The sequence below is a fragment of the Janthinobacterium sp. BCJ23 genome, assembly GCF_059617945.1.
This window is the reverse complement of the sequence record NZ_JCAQAW010000002.1, coordinates 716,378-731,622: the sequence shown is the minus strand read 5'-3', so window position 1 is coordinate 731,622 and position 15,245 is coordinate 716,378. Positions and strand designations below refer to the sequence as shown.

Annotated in this window: 16 protein-coding genes; 12 read left to right on the top strand and 4 right to left on the bottom strand. The window is 64.8% G+C overall.

Annotated elements, in window-relative coordinates:
• The first annotated feature begins 134 nt into the window (after positions 1-134).
• From AC54AG_RS09340 to AC54AG_RS09295, 10 genes are all read left to right on the top strand, one after another.
• On the top strand, positions 135-1,184 hold the full coding sequence (locus tag AC54AG_RS09340; protein ID WP_496630123.1) for a LacI family DNA-binding transcriptional regulator: 1,050 nt from the start codon (positions 135-137) through the stop codon (positions 1,182-1,184).
• Positions 1,185-1,407: 223 nt separating this feature from the next.
• Complete coding sequence (locus AC54AG_RS09335; protein WP_046683003.1) at positions 1,408-2,214, top strand: transporter substrate-binding domain-containing protein; 807 nt, start codon at positions 1,408-1,410, stop codon at positions 2,212-2,214.
• Positions 2,215-2,304: 90 nt separating this feature from the next.
• Positions 2,305-2,997: an amino acid ABC transporter permease gene (locus AC54AG_RS09330; protein ID WP_496630122.1), complete on the top strand. Its 693-nt coding sequence runs from the start codon at positions 2,305-2,307 to the stop codon at positions 2,995-2,997.
• A 1-nt stretch (position 2,998) separates the two neighbouring features.
• The gene (locus tag AC54AG_RS09325; RefSeq protein ID WP_034755387.1) at positions 2,999-3,649 is read left to right on the top strand and encodes an amino acid ABC transporter permease; all 651 of its coding nucleotides are present in this window, start codon (positions 2,999-3,001) and stop codon (positions 3,647-3,649) included.
• A complete protein-coding gene (locus tag AC54AG_RS09320) occupies positions 3,636-4,370 on the top strand; it encodes an amino acid ABC transporter ATP-binding protein (protein WP_496630121.1) in 735 nt (244 codons plus the stop codon). Before AC54AG_RS09325 ends, AC54AG_RS09320 begins: the two co-directional genes overlap by 14 nt.
• Positions 4,367-5,113, top strand: a complete 747-nt coding sequence (locus AC54AG_RS09315; protein WP_496630120.1) for a sugar phosphate isomerase/epimerase family protein — start codon at positions 4,367-4,369, stop codon at positions 5,111-5,113. Before AC54AG_RS09320 ends, AC54AG_RS09315 begins: the two co-directional genes overlap by 4 nt.
• Positions 5,110-6,057, top strand: a complete 948-nt coding sequence (locus AC54AG_RS09310; protein WP_496630119.1) for a sugar kinase — start codon at positions 5,110-5,112, stop codon at positions 6,055-6,057. Before AC54AG_RS09315 ends, AC54AG_RS09310 begins: the two co-directional genes overlap by 4 nt.
• 20 nt (positions 6,058-6,077) lie before the next feature.
• Positions 6,078-7,067: a 2-hydroxyacid dehydrogenase gene (locus AC54AG_RS09305; RefSeq protein ID WP_496630118.1), complete on the top strand. Its 990-nt coding sequence runs from the start codon at positions 6,078-6,080 to the stop codon at positions 7,065-7,067.
• A complete protein-coding gene (locus AC54AG_RS09300) occupies positions 7,064-8,086 on the top strand; it encodes a porin (RefSeq protein ID WP_496630117.1) in 1,023 nt (340 codons plus the stop codon). Before AC54AG_RS09305 ends, AC54AG_RS09300 begins: the two co-directional genes overlap by 4 nt.
• Before the next feature lie 12 nt (positions 8,087-8,098).
• Positions 8,099-9,100: a Gfo/Idh/MocA family protein gene (locus tag AC54AG_RS09295; protein ID WP_496630115.1), complete on the top strand. Its 1,002-nt coding sequence runs from the start codon at positions 8,099-8,101 to the stop codon at positions 9,098-9,100.
• A gap of 70 nt (positions 9,101-9,170) precedes the next feature.
• On the opposite strand, the gene lysS is transcribed toward AC54AG_RS09295, so the two are convergent.
• From lysS to AC54AG_RS09275, 4 genes are all read right to left on the bottom strand, one after another.
• Positions 9,171-10,700, bottom strand: a complete 1,530-nt coding sequence (gene lysS, locus AC54AG_RS09290) for a lysine--tRNA ligase (protein ID WP_496630113.1) — start codon at positions 10,698-10,700, stop codon at positions 9,171-9,173.
• Positions 10,701-10,718: 18 nt separating this feature from the next.
• Positions 10,719-11,414 (bottom strand): HAD family hydrolase, encoded by a 696-nt coding sequence (locus AC54AG_RS09285; RefSeq protein WP_331776339.1) that lies wholly within the window; start codon positions 11,412-11,414, stop codon positions 10,719-10,721.
• A 2-nt stretch (positions 11,415-11,416) separates the two neighbouring features.
• Positions 11,417-12,521, bottom strand: a protein-coding gene (gene prfB / locus AC54AG_RS09280) for a peptide chain release factor 2 (protein ID WP_115057524.1) whose coding sequence is annotated in 2 segments (ribosomal slippage) — positions 11,417-12,439 and positions 12,441-12,521 — 1,104 coding nt in all. Because the reading frame shifts where the segments join, the coding sequence is not laid out codon by codon here.
• The gene (locus AC54AG_RS09275; protein ID WP_496630391.1) at positions 12,438-12,632 is read right to left on the bottom strand and encodes a hypothetical protein; all 195 of its coding nucleotides are present in this window, start codon (positions 12,630-12,632) and stop codon (positions 12,438-12,440) included. The genes prfB and AC54AG_RS09275 overlap by 84 nt, the downstream gene beginning before the upstream one ends.
• A 91-nt stretch (positions 12,633-12,723) precedes the next feature.
• On the opposite strand from AC54AG_RS09275, the gene AC54AG_RS09270 reads away from it, so the two are divergent.
• Both AC54AG_RS09270 and AC54AG_RS09265 read left to right on the top strand, forming a co-directional pair.
• Positions 12,724-14,754, top strand: a complete 2,031-nt coding sequence (locus AC54AG_RS09270; RefSeq protein ID WP_496630112.1) for a bifunctional 2',3'-cyclic-nucleotide 2'-phosphodiesterase/3'-nucleotidase — start codon at positions 12,724-12,726, stop codon at positions 14,752-14,754.
• The gene (locus AC54AG_RS09265) at positions 14,751-15,239 is read left to right on the top strand and encodes a tetratricopeptide repeat protein (protein WP_496630111.1); all 489 of its coding nucleotides are present in this window, start codon (positions 14,751-14,753) and stop codon (positions 15,237-15,239) included. Before AC54AG_RS09270 ends, AC54AG_RS09265 begins: the two co-directional genes overlap by 4 nt.
• Positions 15,240-15,245 lie beyond the last annotated feature (6 nt).

Sequence of the window (15,245 nt, the reverse complement as noted above, 5' to 3'; positions counted from 1 at the left end):
TACATTGATGCCCCCATCTTGTTCCTTCGCCGCCACAGGCAATCAAATCGCTTGCGTCATCGATTCGTGGGTGCTATCTTTGGAACCGGTTCCAAAATAAAAATATGCAGGTCAACAGGTAGTGGAGAACAAGCTTGGATTCAGTACACGGCAATAAAAAAACAGTGTCCGGCGAGCCGGCGCGGCCCGTGACCATCGCCCAGGTGGCGCGCGAGGCGGGCGTGTCGAAGACCAGCGTGTCGCGCTTTCTCGGCGGCGAACTCGATGCGCTGTCCGAGAACATCCGCCAGCAGATCACCAGCACCATCGCGCGCCTCGGCTATCAGCCGAACCAGATGGCGCGCGGCCTCAAGCGGGGACGCACGCGTTTGATCGGCATGGTCGTGGCGGACATGCTCAATCCCTACACGGTGGCCGTGCTGCAAGGCGTGGAAGCGGCTTGCCAGCAGCATGGCTATACCTTGATTTTATGTAATACCGGCAATGACGAACAGCGCGAACGCCAGTCGCTTGCCGCGCTGCGCTCGTACAGCGTGGAAGGGCTGATCGTCAACACGCAGGGACGCAATATCGAGTCGTCCGACTTGCAGCAGGCGGACATGCCCATCGTACTCGTCGACCGCCGCATCGAGGGCGCCGATTTCGACCTGGTGGGCCTGGACAATGTGCAGGCGGGCCGGCTGGCCACCGCGCACCTGATCGAGCAGGGTTTCGACGCCATCGCCTTTGTCGCGCCGCCCTTGACGGGCGTCAGTTCGCGCCTGATGCGCGCCGACGGTTTCCAGTCCGTGATGGCCGAGCATCCGGGCTGCGTGGGCGAAGTACTGGCGGTGGACCTGGACGACAGACCCTCCATCGACGCGCAGGTGCGTCTATGCCTGGCGCAATGGCGCGGCCGCCGGGTGGCGCTGCTGGCCTCGAACGGCATGGTGGCGCTGGAACTGGCACTGATGCTGCAGCGCCTCGCATTGCGCATGCCGCAGGACGTGGGCTTGCTGGGCTTTGACGAATTGCCATGGTCGCCGCTGGCGGGCCTGAGCACGATCGAGCAGCAGACATACGAGATCGGGTTTTCGGCGATGACGTGCATGCTGTCGCGCCTGCAGGGCGAGCAGTGCCCGCCGCGTGAGGTGCTGTTGCCGGGCAAGCTGATTGTGCGCAACTCCACCCGGGGCGGCGATTGACGGGGAAGAGGGCCTTGCCCTTTTTTTTGGGAAGGTTATGGAACCGGTTTCATAGATTGTATTCAGCCAGGAAAGGGGCATGGATAGACAGGCAGGACAATGGTTGCACGAAGTTGGCATGAAGTTGTAATGACACGGCAAGAGACGATCTGAATCGTCCATTTGACAATATTCCCGGAAGCGCCTCGACGAGGCCGGTACCGGGATCACAGGAGACTGAAGCATGAAGATGACGACACTGTTTTACGCGAAAATCGTGGCCTGCGCGCTGGCAGCAACATGCGCCTTCGGTGCGGCGGCCGATGCCGGCGCCCAGACGCTTGGCGACTTGATCAAGAAGGGCAAGCTGACCATCGGCGTCGTCAGCGGCACGCCGCCGTTTGGCAGCATCGACGCCAAGGGCGTGCCCGTCGGCTATGACGTCGACGTCGCCAACCTGATCGGAAAATACCTGAACCTGCCCGTGGAAATCGTCCCGTTGACGGCGCCGTCTCGCGTACCGTCGCTGGAATCGGGCAAGGTCGACTTCCTCGTGGCGACCCTGGCGCCCACGCCGGAACGGGCCAAGACCCTGATGTTCACCATGCCCTACAGCGCGTTCGAGCTGGCCATCGTTGCGCCGGTCGGCGGCAAATTCAAGGCCCTGGCCGACCTGAAGGGCAAGAAGGTGGGCGTGACGCGCGGCACCACGAATGACACGGCGCTGAGCCGCATGGCGCCGGCCGGCACCAGCATCGTGCGTTTCGAGGATGACGCCACCGTCACCCAGGCCTTGCTCAGCAAGCAGGTCGACGCCGTCTCGATTCCCAGCACGATGGCGCTCGACATCATCAAGACGCGCGGCGCGGGCAAGATCGAGGTCCGCTTCTCCTACTCGCTGCAACCGAACTCGATGGCCGTGCGCCGCGGCGACTTCGAGCTGCACCAGTGGCTCAACAACTTCATCTACTACGTCAAGCTGAACGGCGAACTCGACGCCATCGCGCGCAAGTGGAGCGGCGCGCCGCTGCCGGCGCTGCCGACCTTCTGATACCGCCACCCGCACAGCGATAGTGCTCGTCCGCACGGCGCGCCGCCATGGTGGCGCGGCCGGGGACGCGCACGTAGAAAGGAGTTGAGTATGCCGTATGAATTTCATTTCGAACTCGTCATGCAGTCGCTGGACCGCCTGTTGTGGGGCGCGGCGCTGACGGTACGCCTGAGCGCCCTGTCCATGGTGCTGGGGCTGGCGGTGGGCGTGTGTGCTGCCGTCATCCTGAAGAGCGGTCCCGCCTATGCCCGCGCGGTGGTGCGCGCCTATGTCGAGATCATCCGCAGCACGCCGTTCCTGGTGCAGCTGTTCATCATCTACTTCGGCTTGCCGTCGCTGGGCTTGCAGCTCGATGCGAACGGCGCCGCACTCGTCGCCATGACGGTCAACCTGGGCGCCTATGCGGCGGAAATCGTGCGCGCCGGTATCGGCGCCGTGCATCCGTCGCAGATGGAAGCAGCGCAGGCGCTGGGCATGACGCGCTGGCAGGTGATGCGCCACGTGGTGCTGCTGCCGGCGCTGGAAAAAGTGTATCCGGCGCTGGCCAGCCAGTTCACCCTGATGATGCTGGCCTCGAGCGTCGTGTCGGCCATTTCCGCCGAAGAGCTGACTGCCGCCGCGCATCTGCTCGACTCGGAAACCTTCCGCAGCTTCGAGATCTACATCGTCGTGATGGTGCTGTACATCCTGCTGGCTCTGCTGTTCCGCTTCAGCTTCTGGGTGCTGGGCCAGATCGTCTTCAAACGCCGCCGCCGTCTGGGCGCGGCGCGCATGGGAGCATGACATGATCAGTGACTTTTCTTGGGATAACCTGCAATTCCTGCTCGAGGCCACGCGCTGGACCATCGGCCTGTCGCTGATCGTCTTCATCACGGGCGGCATCGCCGGCTTCGCGGTGGCGCTGCTGCGCACGGCGCGCAGCCCCTTCCTGCGTTTCATCAGCGCCCTGTACATTCAGCTGGTCCAGGGCACGCCCGTGCTGATCGTGCTGTTCCTGACCTATTACGGCCTGGCCCTGTTCGGCTACAAGCTGTCGCCGGTCATCGCGGCCGGCGCGGCGATGACGATCTTCGCCAGCGCCTACCTGGGCGAGATCTGGCGCGGCTGCATCGAAGGGGTGCAGCGGCAGCAGTGGGAAGCATCGGCCGCGCTGGCGCTGAACCGCTACCAGCAGCTGCGCTACGTCATCCTGCCGCAGGCGCTGCGCCATTCGCTGCCGCCGACCGTGGGTTTCATGGTGCAGATCATCAAGAACACTTCGATCACCTCGATCATCGGCGTGGTGGAACTGACGCGGGCAGGGCAATTGGTCAGCAATGCGACCTTCCTGCCGTTCATCGTCTTCCCCATCGTCGCCCTGATCTACTTCGCGATGTGCTATCCGCTGTCGCGCTACAGCCATTCACTGGAAAGGAAATTCCATGCCCATCGTTGAAATCGACAATATCAGCAAGAGCTTCGGCGCCAATCACGTGCTCAAGGGCGTGTCGTTCGCCGTCGAGCGTGGCCAGGTGATCGCCGTGATCGGCCGCAGCGGCTCCGGCAAGAGCACCATGCTGCGCTGTATCAACGGCCTGGAAACCATCGACAGCGGCAGCATCGTCGTGGCCGGCCACACGCTGACGGCGCGCCAGGAACACCTGCTCGACTTGCGCAAGGATGTCGGCATGGTCTTCCAGAGCTACAACCTGTTCCCCCACCTGACAGTGGAAGAAAACGTCATGCTGGCGCCGCGCATCGTCAAGAAGGTCCCCGATGTCCAGGGCCGCGCCACGGCGCTGCGCGTGCTCAAGCAGGTGGGCCTGGACCACAAGCGCGAAGCCTATCCCGAGCAGCTGTCGGGCGGCCAGCAGCAGCGCGTGGCGATTGCCCGTTCGCTGGCGATGGAGCCGCAAGTGATGCTGTTCGACGAAGTGACCTCGGCGCTCGACCCGGAACTGACGCAGGAAGTGCTGAAGGTGATGGAAGAGCTGGCGCAGGCTGGCATGACCATGCTCTTGGTGACGCACGAGATGGAGTTCGCGCGGCGCATGGCCGACGTCACCGTCTTCATGCACCAGGGATTGGTGTGGGAAAGCGGGCCGTCGGAAGCCTTCTTCAGCAACCCGCAAACGCCCGAAGCGCGCCAGTTCGTCGGCGCGGGAGCGATCAAGTGAGCCCCGTCCTGGTGGCGGCGTCGGCCTACGGCGCAAGCAGGGTAAGGCAGCTGGGGCAAAGCCATTTCATCGACGTGGTGGCCGATGCGGGCGGTGCAGGCATCGAGATCCGCCGCGAACTGTTCACGTCCGACTTGCCGGACCTGGCGCGCATGGGCGCGGCGGTGGCCGCGCGCGGCCTGTACTGCGTGTATTCCACGCCCATCGAATTATGGGACGAGGATGGACGGTTGCAACACGAACTGCTGCGGCAGATGCTGGACGAGGCGGCGCGCCTGGGCGCGCGCTACCTGAAGGTGTCGCTGGGCCATTACCCGGCCGCGCCGGACTTGCCGGCCTTGAAGGCCAAGCTGGAGGCCGCGCCCGTGGCGCTGCTGGTGGAAAACGACCAGACGGCCCACGGCGGCAAGCTCGCGACGATGGCGCGCTTCCTGGCGGCGGCGCGCGACATCGGGTTGCCCGTGGGGCTGACCTTCGATATCGGCAACTGGCGCTGGGTGGGCGAGGACGCGCAGCAGGCGGCGCGCCTGCTGGCGCCGTACGTGCGCTATGTGCACTGCAAGGCGGTCCTGGACGACGGGGGCCGGCTGTCCGCCTGCGCCGTTTCCGACGCCGATCCGGCCTGGCGCGCCGTCTTCGCGCACTTTGCGCCGGCCGTGCAGCGGGCCATCGAATTCCCGCTCGAGGGCGCCGACCTGGTGGCCGAAACGGGCCGCTATATTCAGATACTGGAGGCTGCATGATGAAGCTTGACGTTGTTACCTATGGCGAGGCAATGGCGATGTTCGTTGCCGAGCAAACGGGCGACCTGGCGACCGTGGCGCACTTTACGCGCCGCCTGGCCGGCGCCGAGACGAATGTCGCCATCGGCCTGGCGCGCCTGGGTTTGAAAGTCGGCTGGCTGAGCCGCGTGGGCGACGACTCGTTCGGCCGCTTCATCCGCGCCAGCGTGCAGGCAGAGGGCGTCGATTGCAGCCGGGTCGTCGCCGTCGCCGGCCAGTCCAGCGGCTTCCTGCTCAAGGAGAAGGCCGAGAACGGCGCCGATCCGCTGGTCGAATACTTCCGCAAGGGTTCCGCCGCCAGCCGGCTGGCGCCCGAGCACTTCGATCCCGCCTATTTCCTGTCCGCGCGCCATTTGCACGCCACGGGCGTGGCCGCGGCGTTGTCCGAGACCAGCCTGGCGTTCGCCAGCCAGGCGCTTGACTTCATGCGCGCCAACGGCCGCACCGTGTCGTTCGACCCGAACCTGCGCCCCTCGCTGTGGCCGTCGAAAGCCGTCATGGTGGAACAGATCAACCGCCTCGCCGCCAAGGCGGACTGGGTGCTTCCCGGCCTGGGGGAGGGAAAAATCCTCACCGGCCACGATCTGCCGCACGACGTCGCCGGCTTTTATCTGCAGCAGGGCGCGCGCCTCGTGGTCATCAAGCTGGGCGCCGAGGGCGCCTATTACCGCACGGCCGATGGCGACAGCGGCATGGTGGCGGGCGAGCGCGTGGCCAACGTGGTCGACACGGTGGGCGCCGGCGACGGCTTCGCGGCGGGCCTGGTCAGCGCCTTGCTGGAAGGCTTGCCGCTGGCGCAGGCGGTAGGGCGCGGCAACCGGGTCGGCGCCTTCGCCATCCAGGTGGCCGGCGACATGGAAGGCTTGCCGACCCGCGCCCAGCTCGACGCGCTGGTCCCATCTTGAACCGTACAGGGGAAACACTCGTGAAAAAACATGTGGTTGTCTATAAAAAGCTGGCCGAGCCGCTGCTGGCGCGCCTGCGCGCCGAATGCGAGGTGACGTATTTCGAGGCGATCGACGCGGGCAACCGCGCCGCGTTCGCCGCCGCCATCCGCGGCGCGCACGGCTTGCTGGGCGCCAGCGTGCGCCTGGACCGCGAACTGCTGGACCCGGCCCTTGACCTGCGCATCATTTCCACCATTTCCGTGGGTGTCGACCAGTTCGACGTCGATTACCTGCGCGAACGTGGCATCTTGCTGGCCAATACGCCGGACGTGCTGACGGAAACGACGGCCGACACGATCTTCGCGCTGATCCTCGCCAGCGCGCGGCGCGTTGTCGAACTGGCCGAATTCGTCAAGGCCGGGCGCTGGACGCGCAGCGTGGGCGAAAGCCAGTACGGCGTCAATGTGCACGGCAAGACCATCGGCATGCTGGGCATGGGCCGCATCGGCCGCGCCGTCGCCCGCCGCGCCGCGCTGGGTTTCGGCATGCAGGTGCTGTACGTGAATGGCGAGGCGGTGCCCGAGGTGGAAGCAGCGCTGGGCGCGCGCCAGGTGGCGCTTGACGATTTGCTGGCTGGCTCCGATTTCGTTTGCGTGGTGCTGCCGCTGACGGCGCAGACGGAACGCATGATGGGCCGGCGCGAGTTCGCGCTGATGCGCCCCGGCGCCATCTTCATCAACGGTTCGCGCGGGCGCATCGTCGACGAGGCGGCGCTGATCGAGGCGCTGCGGCAGGGCGCCATCCACGGCGCCGGTCTCGACGTGTTCGAGCGCGAACCGCTGGCGCCGGACAATCCGCTGCCGCACATGGCCAACGTGGTGGCGCTGCCGCATATCGGCTCGGCCACGCACGAAACGCGCTACGCCATGGCGCAGCAGGCCGTGGACAACCTGCTGGCCGGCTTGCGCGGCGAGCGTCCGCGCCACTTGGTCGGCCAAGAACAGTATCCACAGACAGGGAAAAAATGAAGAACAAGGTAGCAAGAGCAATCATCATTGGCGCGGGCGCTTGCGGCGGCCTGTGTAGCGCGCAGTCGAACGTCACCATGTATGGCATCGCGGACCTGGGCGTGGTGTCCGAGAATGGCGGCCCCGGTGGCAGGGTGCTCAAGCTGACGAGCGGCATCGCCAACGGCTCGCGGCTCGGTTTCAAGGGCAGCGAAGACCTGGGCGGCGGCACGACGGCGATATTTACCTTCGATGCGGGCATCCTGGCCGACACGGGCGCATCGGCCCAGGGCGGCCTGCTGTTCGGACGCCAGGCTTTCGTCGGCTTGAGCGGCGCGGCGGGTACGCTGCGGCTGGGCCGCCAGTACACGTTCATCGACAGCAGCCTCGGGGCGCTGGACCCGTTTTACCTGGGTTTCGCGGGCAGGATAAGCAATGTCTTCACGGCCGGCTACATCAGCCGGGTCGATAACAGCATCACCTACAGCTCGCCCGTGCGCGGGGGACTCTCCGGCGAACTGGCGTACGGCTTCGGTGAAGTACCGGGCGACGCCTCGGCCAAACGCTACGCGGGCGCGGCGGCCACCTATGCCAGCGGACCGCTGTATGTGCGCATGGCGCACCAGGACGCCAATACGCTGTCGACCGCGCTGGTGGCGGGCAGGACGAGGAACACGGTGCTGGGCGCCACCTGGGAATTCGGCGTGGTCAAGGCGCATGGTGCCGTTGCCGTCAGCAAGAGCACGGCGGGCGCCGCCACCACGGTCGACAGCGCGGACCTGATGCTGGGCGCCACCGTGCCTGTCGGGCCGCACAGAGTCCTGTTCTCGTACGTGCGGCGCGACGATAGGCGTGCCGCCAACGGCGACGCTACCCAGATCGGCATCGGCTACACCTATGCGCTGTCGAAACGCAGCACCTTGTATGCGGCCTACGCGCATATCGACAACCGCAACGGCGCCGCCTATGTGGTGGGCAACGCTACCGACAACGGCACCGGCAACCAGGCCTGGAACCTGGGCCTGCGCCACACTTTTTAAGGGGAGAATCGAATGAAGAAAACCGGATGGATACTGGTCGGCGCCAGCACCGTGGCGCGCGAATGGATGGTCGACGCGATCCGCCAGCAGGGCGACGCCGAAGTGCTGGCCGTGGTCAGCCGCGACGCCGCGCGCGGCGCCGCCTTTGCCGAACAGTTCGGCATCGCCGCCAGCTACACGGACCTCGATGCGGCGCTCGCGCATCCGGGCGCGGACGCCGTGTACATCAGCACCACCAACGAGCTGCACATGGCGCAGACCTTGCTGGCGGCGCACGCGGGCAAGCACGTGCTGTGCGAAAAGCCGCTGGCGCTGAACCTGGAAGACGCCCGCCGCATGGTCGATGGCTGCGCCGAAGCGGGCGTGGTGCTGGGGATTAACCACCACCTGCGCAACGCGGCCAGCCACGGCAAGGTGCGCGAGCTGATACGCGCGGGCGAGATCGGCCAGCCTCTGTATGGCCGCGTGCTGCACGCGAACAATCTGCCGCAGCATTTGCGCGGCTGGCGCCTGGACGCGCCCGAGTCGGGCGGCGTCACGCTCGACATGTTCGTACACGATGTCGATACCTTGCGCTTCCTGCTCGACGCGGAACCGCGCCACGTCACGGCTTGCGCCACCAGCGGCGGCATGACGGTGGCCGGGCTGGAAGAGGGGCTGATGGCCGTCATCGAGTTCGACAACGGCGCCCTGGTGCAGGTGCACGACGCGTTCAACGCGCCGCATTCGCTGTCCGGAGTGGAAATCATCGGTACCAAGGGCACCATCTTCGCCACCGGCGTGATGACGCAGCGCCCCGTCGGCACCATCAGCCTGACGCGCGACGGCGGCAGCATCGATATCCCCGTCGAGCATGAAAACCTGTACGTGCGCTCGGTGCGCGCCTTCCAGCGCGCCATGCGCGGCGAAGGACAGCCGGCCGCCACCGGTGACGACGGCATGCGCGCGCTGGCCACGGCATTGGCGGCGCAGCAGGCCAGCCGCAGCCACCAGCGCGTGACCCTGGCCGGCTGACACGGCCGCAGACGTAAAAAAGCCGCCTGATCGCAAAATCAGGCGGCTTTTTATCGGCTTGCGTCCGTGATTACTCTTCGCGGCGCAGATGAGGGAACAGAAGGACGTCGCGGATGTTCGGCGAATCCGTGATGATCATCATCAGGCGGTCGATGCCGATGCCGCAGCCGCCGGCTGGCGGCATGCCGTATTCCAGCGCGCGGATGTAGTCGGCGTCGTAGAACATCGCCTCTTCATCGCCGGCGTCCTTGGCGGCCACTTGTGCCAGGAAGCGGGCCGACTGGTCTTCCGCATCGTTCAACTCGGAGAATCCGTTGGCGATCTCGCGGCCGACCATGAACAGCTCGAAGCGTTCGGTGATGCCGGCCACCGTGTCGGACGCGCGCGCCAGTGGCGACACTTCGACCGGGTAGTCGATGATGTAGGTCGGTTCCCACAGCTGCGCTTCAGCCGTTTCTTCGAACAGCGCCAGTTGCAGCGCGCCCAGACCGGCCGTGGCGAACGGCTTGACGCCGAATTTCTTCAGCTCTTCCTTGATGAAGTCCGCATCGTTCAGCTGCTCCGGCGTGTAGCCCAGCGCGTACTTGTTGATCGCTTCGACGATAGTCAGGCGGTGGAACGGTTTTGCCAGGTCCAGCTCGCGGCCGCCGTAGGTCAGGGTGGCGGTGCCGTGCGCGTCGATGGCGGCCTGGCGGATGACGGCTTCCGTGAAATCCATCAGCCATTTGTAGTCGGTGTAGGCCGCGTAGAATTCCATCATCGTGAATTCAGGATTGTGACGGATCGACACGCCTTCGTTGCGGAAGTTGCGGTTGATCTCGAACACGCGGTCGAAGCCGCCCACGACCAGGCGCTTCAGGTACAGCTCGGGCGCGATGCGCAGGAACATCTGCATGTCCAGCGCATTGTGGTGCGTGATGAACGGCTTGGCCGCCGCGCCGCCAGGAATGGTGTGCAGCATCGGCGTTTCCACTTCCATGAATTCGTTCTTTTCCATGAAGCGGCGGATCGACGAGATGGCGGCGGTACGCGCCTTGAAGGTGCGGCGCGTCTCTTCGTTCATGATCAGGTCGACGTAGCGCTGGCGGTACTTCGTTTCCTGGTCGGCCAAGCCGTGGAATTTGTCCGGCAGCGGGCGCAGCGACTTGGTGATCAGACGCAGTTCCGTGACCTTGATGGTCAGCTCGTCCGTCTTGGTCTTGAACAAGGTGCCTTGCACGCCCAGGATATCGCCCAGGTCATAATGGTGCAGGGCGGCCATGGCCGCTTCGCCGGTGAGGTCCAAGGTGGCGTAGATCTGGATGCGGCCATCGGCTTTCGGGCCGGATGCGTCTTGCAGGGTGGCGAAGGCGGCTTTCTTGCCAGCTTCGCGCTTGAGCATCATGCGGCCGGCCAGCACCACGTGTACGGGGTTTTCTTCCAACTCTTCGCGCGTCTTGCCGCCGTATTGCGCGTGCAGATCGGCCGCCTTGTGCTCAGGGCGGAAATCGTTCGGGAAGGCGACACCTTGTTCGCGCAGTGCTGCCAGCTTGACGCGGCGCTCGGCGATGATCTTGTTTTCATCGGGGGCGGCGGCTTGTTCTTGGATATCCGTAGTCATGGTGTTCTTCGTTGGTGATTATTGATGATGTGGTGCCAGCGCTGGCGCCACGCTGGCAAACAGTGCGTCGACGTCGAGCGAGGAGAAATCCGGCACGATGGCAATGACGTTGTCGAAGGCGGCAAATGCCTCGGCCGGCAGGGTGGTGGTGAGTACCACGACGCGCATGCCGGCACGGCGCGCCGCTTCCACGCCCAGTGGCGCGTCTTCAAAGACGATGCAGTTGTGCGGCAGCGCGCCGGCCAGCAGCGCGCCTTTCAGGAAAACGTCCGGGTGCGGCTTGCCCCGTTCCACGTCGGCGGCGCCGACGATGGCGTCGAAGCGGTGGCGCAGGTCCAGGCCGTCGAGCGTGAACGCGATGTTCTCGGCCGGTGCTGCCGTCCCGACCACCAGCCCCACGCCAGCCTGCCGCGCGCTGGCGATCAGCCGGTCGAAACCGGCGACTGTCGCCAGGTGCGGGCCATACAGTTCGCGGTAGACGATTTCCTTTTCAGCCAGCAGGGTGACGTGGTCGGCATCTTCGCCCAGGTATTTGGCGATGATTTCATGTCCCTGCCGTCCTGCCGTGTCGCGGAAAAAGGCGTCCGCATCCAGCGCATGGCCGTGGCGTTCAAAGAACGCCAGCCACGATGTCGTGTGGAAGGCCATGTTGTCGACGATCGTGCCATCCATGTCGAACAGGAAGGCGCGCTGCGCTGGAGCGGGTGCGTTCATCCTTATACGCCTTGCTTGAGCGAGGCGGAAATGAAGTCGTCGATGTCGCCATCGAGCACGCCCTTGGTATTGCCCGTCTCGAAACCGGTGCGCAAGTCCTTGATGCGGGACTGGTCCAGCACGTAGGAGCGGATCTGGTGACCCCAGCCCACGTCCGTCTTCGAGTCTTCCAGCTTTTGCTGTTCGCTCATGCGCTTGCGCAGTTCATGCTCGTACAGCTTCGCTTTCAGCATTTCCATCGCTTCGGCGCGGTTGCGGTGCTGCGAACGGTCGTTCTGGCACTGCACCACGATGCCGGTCGGCGCATGGGTCATGCGGACGGCGGAGTCGGTCTTGTTGATGTGCTGACCGCCGGCGCCCGACGCGCGGTAGGTATCGACGCGGATATCGGCCGGGTTGACATCGATCTCGATCGAATCGTCGACTTCCGGATACACGAACAGCGACGTAAACGAGGTGTGGCGGCCGTTGGCCGAGTCGAATGGCGACTTGCGCACCAGGCGGTGCACGCCCGTTTCCGTGCGCAGGAAGCCGTAGGCGTGATCGCCCTCGACCTTCAGGGTGGCCGTCTTGATGCCGGCGACCTCGCCGTCGGACTGCTCGAGGATTTCGACCTTGAAGCCCTTGCGTTCGCAATAGCGCAGGTACTGGCGCAGCAGCATCGAGGCCCAGTCCTGGGCTTCCGTGCCGCCGGCGCCGGCCTGGATGTCGATGAAGCAGTTGTTCGGGTCCATCGGATTGTTGAACATCCGGCGGAATTCCATGCTTTCGATGACCTTGCGGATTTCCTGCACGTCCTGCTCGATCGCTTCGAGCGTGTCGTCGTCGCCTTCTTCGCGGGCCATGTCGAACAGGTCGCGGGTGTCGCGCAGGTCGGCATCGGCCTTGGCCAGGGTGAAGACGATGGCTTCCAGCGCCTTCTTCTCTTTACCGAGGTCCTGGGCGCGTTTGGGATCGTTCCAGACGGTTGGATCTTCCAGTTCTTCGTTGACTTGCTCTAGTTTCTCCGACTTGACAGTGAAGTCAAAGATACCTCCGAAGTTCGGCTTCGCGGACCGTCAGGTCGTTGAGCAGGGCGGAGATGATATTGATGCGTTCGGCTTCCATAATGTTCTGGTCTTCTATGGTGAAATCAAACCCTGAATTATACGCGAGCGCGGCGCGTTTCTGATGCCGGGGGCGCCGAATCGATGCTGGACAGGGCAATAAAATCGTCATTTCGCTGTATTTGCGACAATATTTTTGCCTTGATAGGGGCTGCCGTGCTGCGTATGATGCTGGCGATATTGTCTTTCCACAGGAATACATCATGCTTCAACTTCCCCGTCTCGCCCTGTTACCGCTGCTGCTGGCCGGCTGCGGCGCCTTGCCGCCCGCCGCCACCGGTCCGGTCCAGCCATCGGCCGCGCCGGCCGGCAGCAGCGCCGTCCTGGCCCTGCTGGAGACGACGGACTTGCACGCGAATGTGCTCAGTTATGATTACTACAAGCTGCAGGCGGAGCCGTCGATCGGCCTGGAACGCACGGCGGCCCTGATCGCCCAGGCGCGCGCGCAGTTCCCGAACAACCTTTTGCTCGACAACGGTGACACCATTCAGGGTACGGCGCTGGCCGACTACCAGGCCCTCGTGAAACCGCTGGCCTGCGACCAGACCCTGGCCATCTACAAGGCGATGAATGTGCTGAAAGTGGACGGCGGCGGCATCGGCAACCACGAATTCAACTACGGCCTGGCGTTCCTGAGTCAGGTGACGGGCAACCGCTTCGACGTCGACAGTGTCGATGCCAGCAAACCGCGCTGCGCCGGTCCCGCGTTCCCGCAAGTGCTGGCCAACGTCTACAGCGTCAAGACGGGTAAACCCCTGTTTGCGCCATACCACATCATCGACAAGCAGATCACGGCCACCGGCCCCGATGGCAAGGCCATCACCAGCAGCGTGAAGGTGGGCATCATCAGCTTTGCGCCGCCCACCATCATGGCCTGGGACAAGCGCTGGCTCGAAGGGCGCGTCTACACGCAGGGCGTGCGCGAGACGGCGGAAAAATTCATCCCTGAGATGCGCGCCAAGGGCGCCGAACTGGTGGTGGCGATCTCGCACGGCGGCCTCGATGACAGCCCGTACTCGCCGACCATGGAAAACGGTAATTACTACCTGTCGCAAGTGCCGGGCGTGGACGCCATGCTGATCGGCCACTCGCACCAGCTGTTCCCGAACGCGAGCAGCACGGTGCCGCAATTTAATTTGCTCGGCGTCGACAAGGCCCGTGGCCTGGTCAATGGCGTGCCCACCGTGATGGCCAATTTGTGGGGCAAGCACCTGGGCGTGATCGGCCTGCGCTTGCGCCATGACGGCAAGCAGTGGGTCGTCGACAAGAGCGCCACGACGGTGGAAGCGCGCGGCATCCAGAACGCGGACAAGAGTTACGTCCAGCCCGATGCGGCCATCGCCAAGCTGGTGGCCGAGGAACACGCGGCGACGATTGCCTACGTGCAGACGCCCGTGGGCGCCACGGACTTCCGCATGTCGACGTATTTTGCCGACGTGGGCGACGTGAGCGCCATCGAGGTGGTGAACCAGGCGCAAACGGGCTATCTGGCTGCCTACGTCAAAGCGAACCTGCCGCAGTACGCGCACCTGCCCGTGCTGTCGATGTCGTCCCCGTTCAAGAGCGGCTCGGCCGGCGTGTCCGACTACACGGACGTCAAGGCGGGCAATGTGGCGCTGAATAACGCGGCTGATTTGTACCTGTACCCGAACGCGCTGTACGGCGTGAAGATGAATGGCGCGGACCTGAAAGCCTGGCTGGAACAGTCGGCGCAGCGCTTCAATACCATCGACCCGAACAAGCTGGAAGCGCAGGAATTGGTCAATACGGCCCATCCGAGCTACAACTTCGACGCGATCACGAGCGCCGACGTGCGCTACCAGATCGACGTCACGCAAAAGCCCGGCCAGCGCATCAAGGGCCTCAGCTACAAGGGCAAACCGGTGGACGCCAGCCAGGAATTTTTGATCGCGACGAATAACTACCGCGCCAGCGGCGGCGGCAACTTCCCCGGCCTCGATGGCAGCAAGACGGTGGTGGCCTCGCCCGACAACAACCGTGAGCTCCTGATCGCTTACGTCACGCAGCAGAAAAACCTGACACGCGCGAAAAACGGCTCGGCGCGCAGCTGGCGCTTCGCCAAGGCCGCCACGAAAGGCCCCGTGGTCTTCCGCTCGGCGCCGAACGTGATCGACCTGGCGAAAGCGGCCGGCATCGACAACGTCACTCAGCTGAAGGCTGACGACGGCGCTGGCAAGGGCTTTGCGCTGTACCAGCTCGACCTGTCGAAATGATGCTGGCAAACTTGCTGCTGGCCGCCGCGTTGGCGTCGCCCGGTGCGGCCGCCCCCGATGTCACGGCCCGGGCCAAGGTGCTGATGCGCGCGGGAGAAGCGACCCAGCCGCAGGCGCGCGCCCTGTTCGAACAGGCGGCGGGGCAGGGCAGCGGCCCGGCCGCATATTACCTGGGCCTGATGCACAAGAACGGCATGGGCGGCCCGCAGGACAGCGCCGCCGCGCTGCGCTGGCTGGAACAGGCCGCCCAACGTGGCGTGGCGCCGGCCATGTTCATCGTGGCGAACATGCTGCTCGATAGCGACGAAGCCCGGGCGCGCTACTGGCTCGACGCCGCCTGCGACCTCGACTACCCGGAAGCGCTGCAGCAGAAATCCGTGGCCCTGGCCGAGGGGCAGATGGGTTATGCGCACAACGAGGAGCAGTCGTTCCTGTATCTGAAGATGGCGACGCATGCTATGGGGCATCGGGCCGCCGAGCCGTAACGGCCC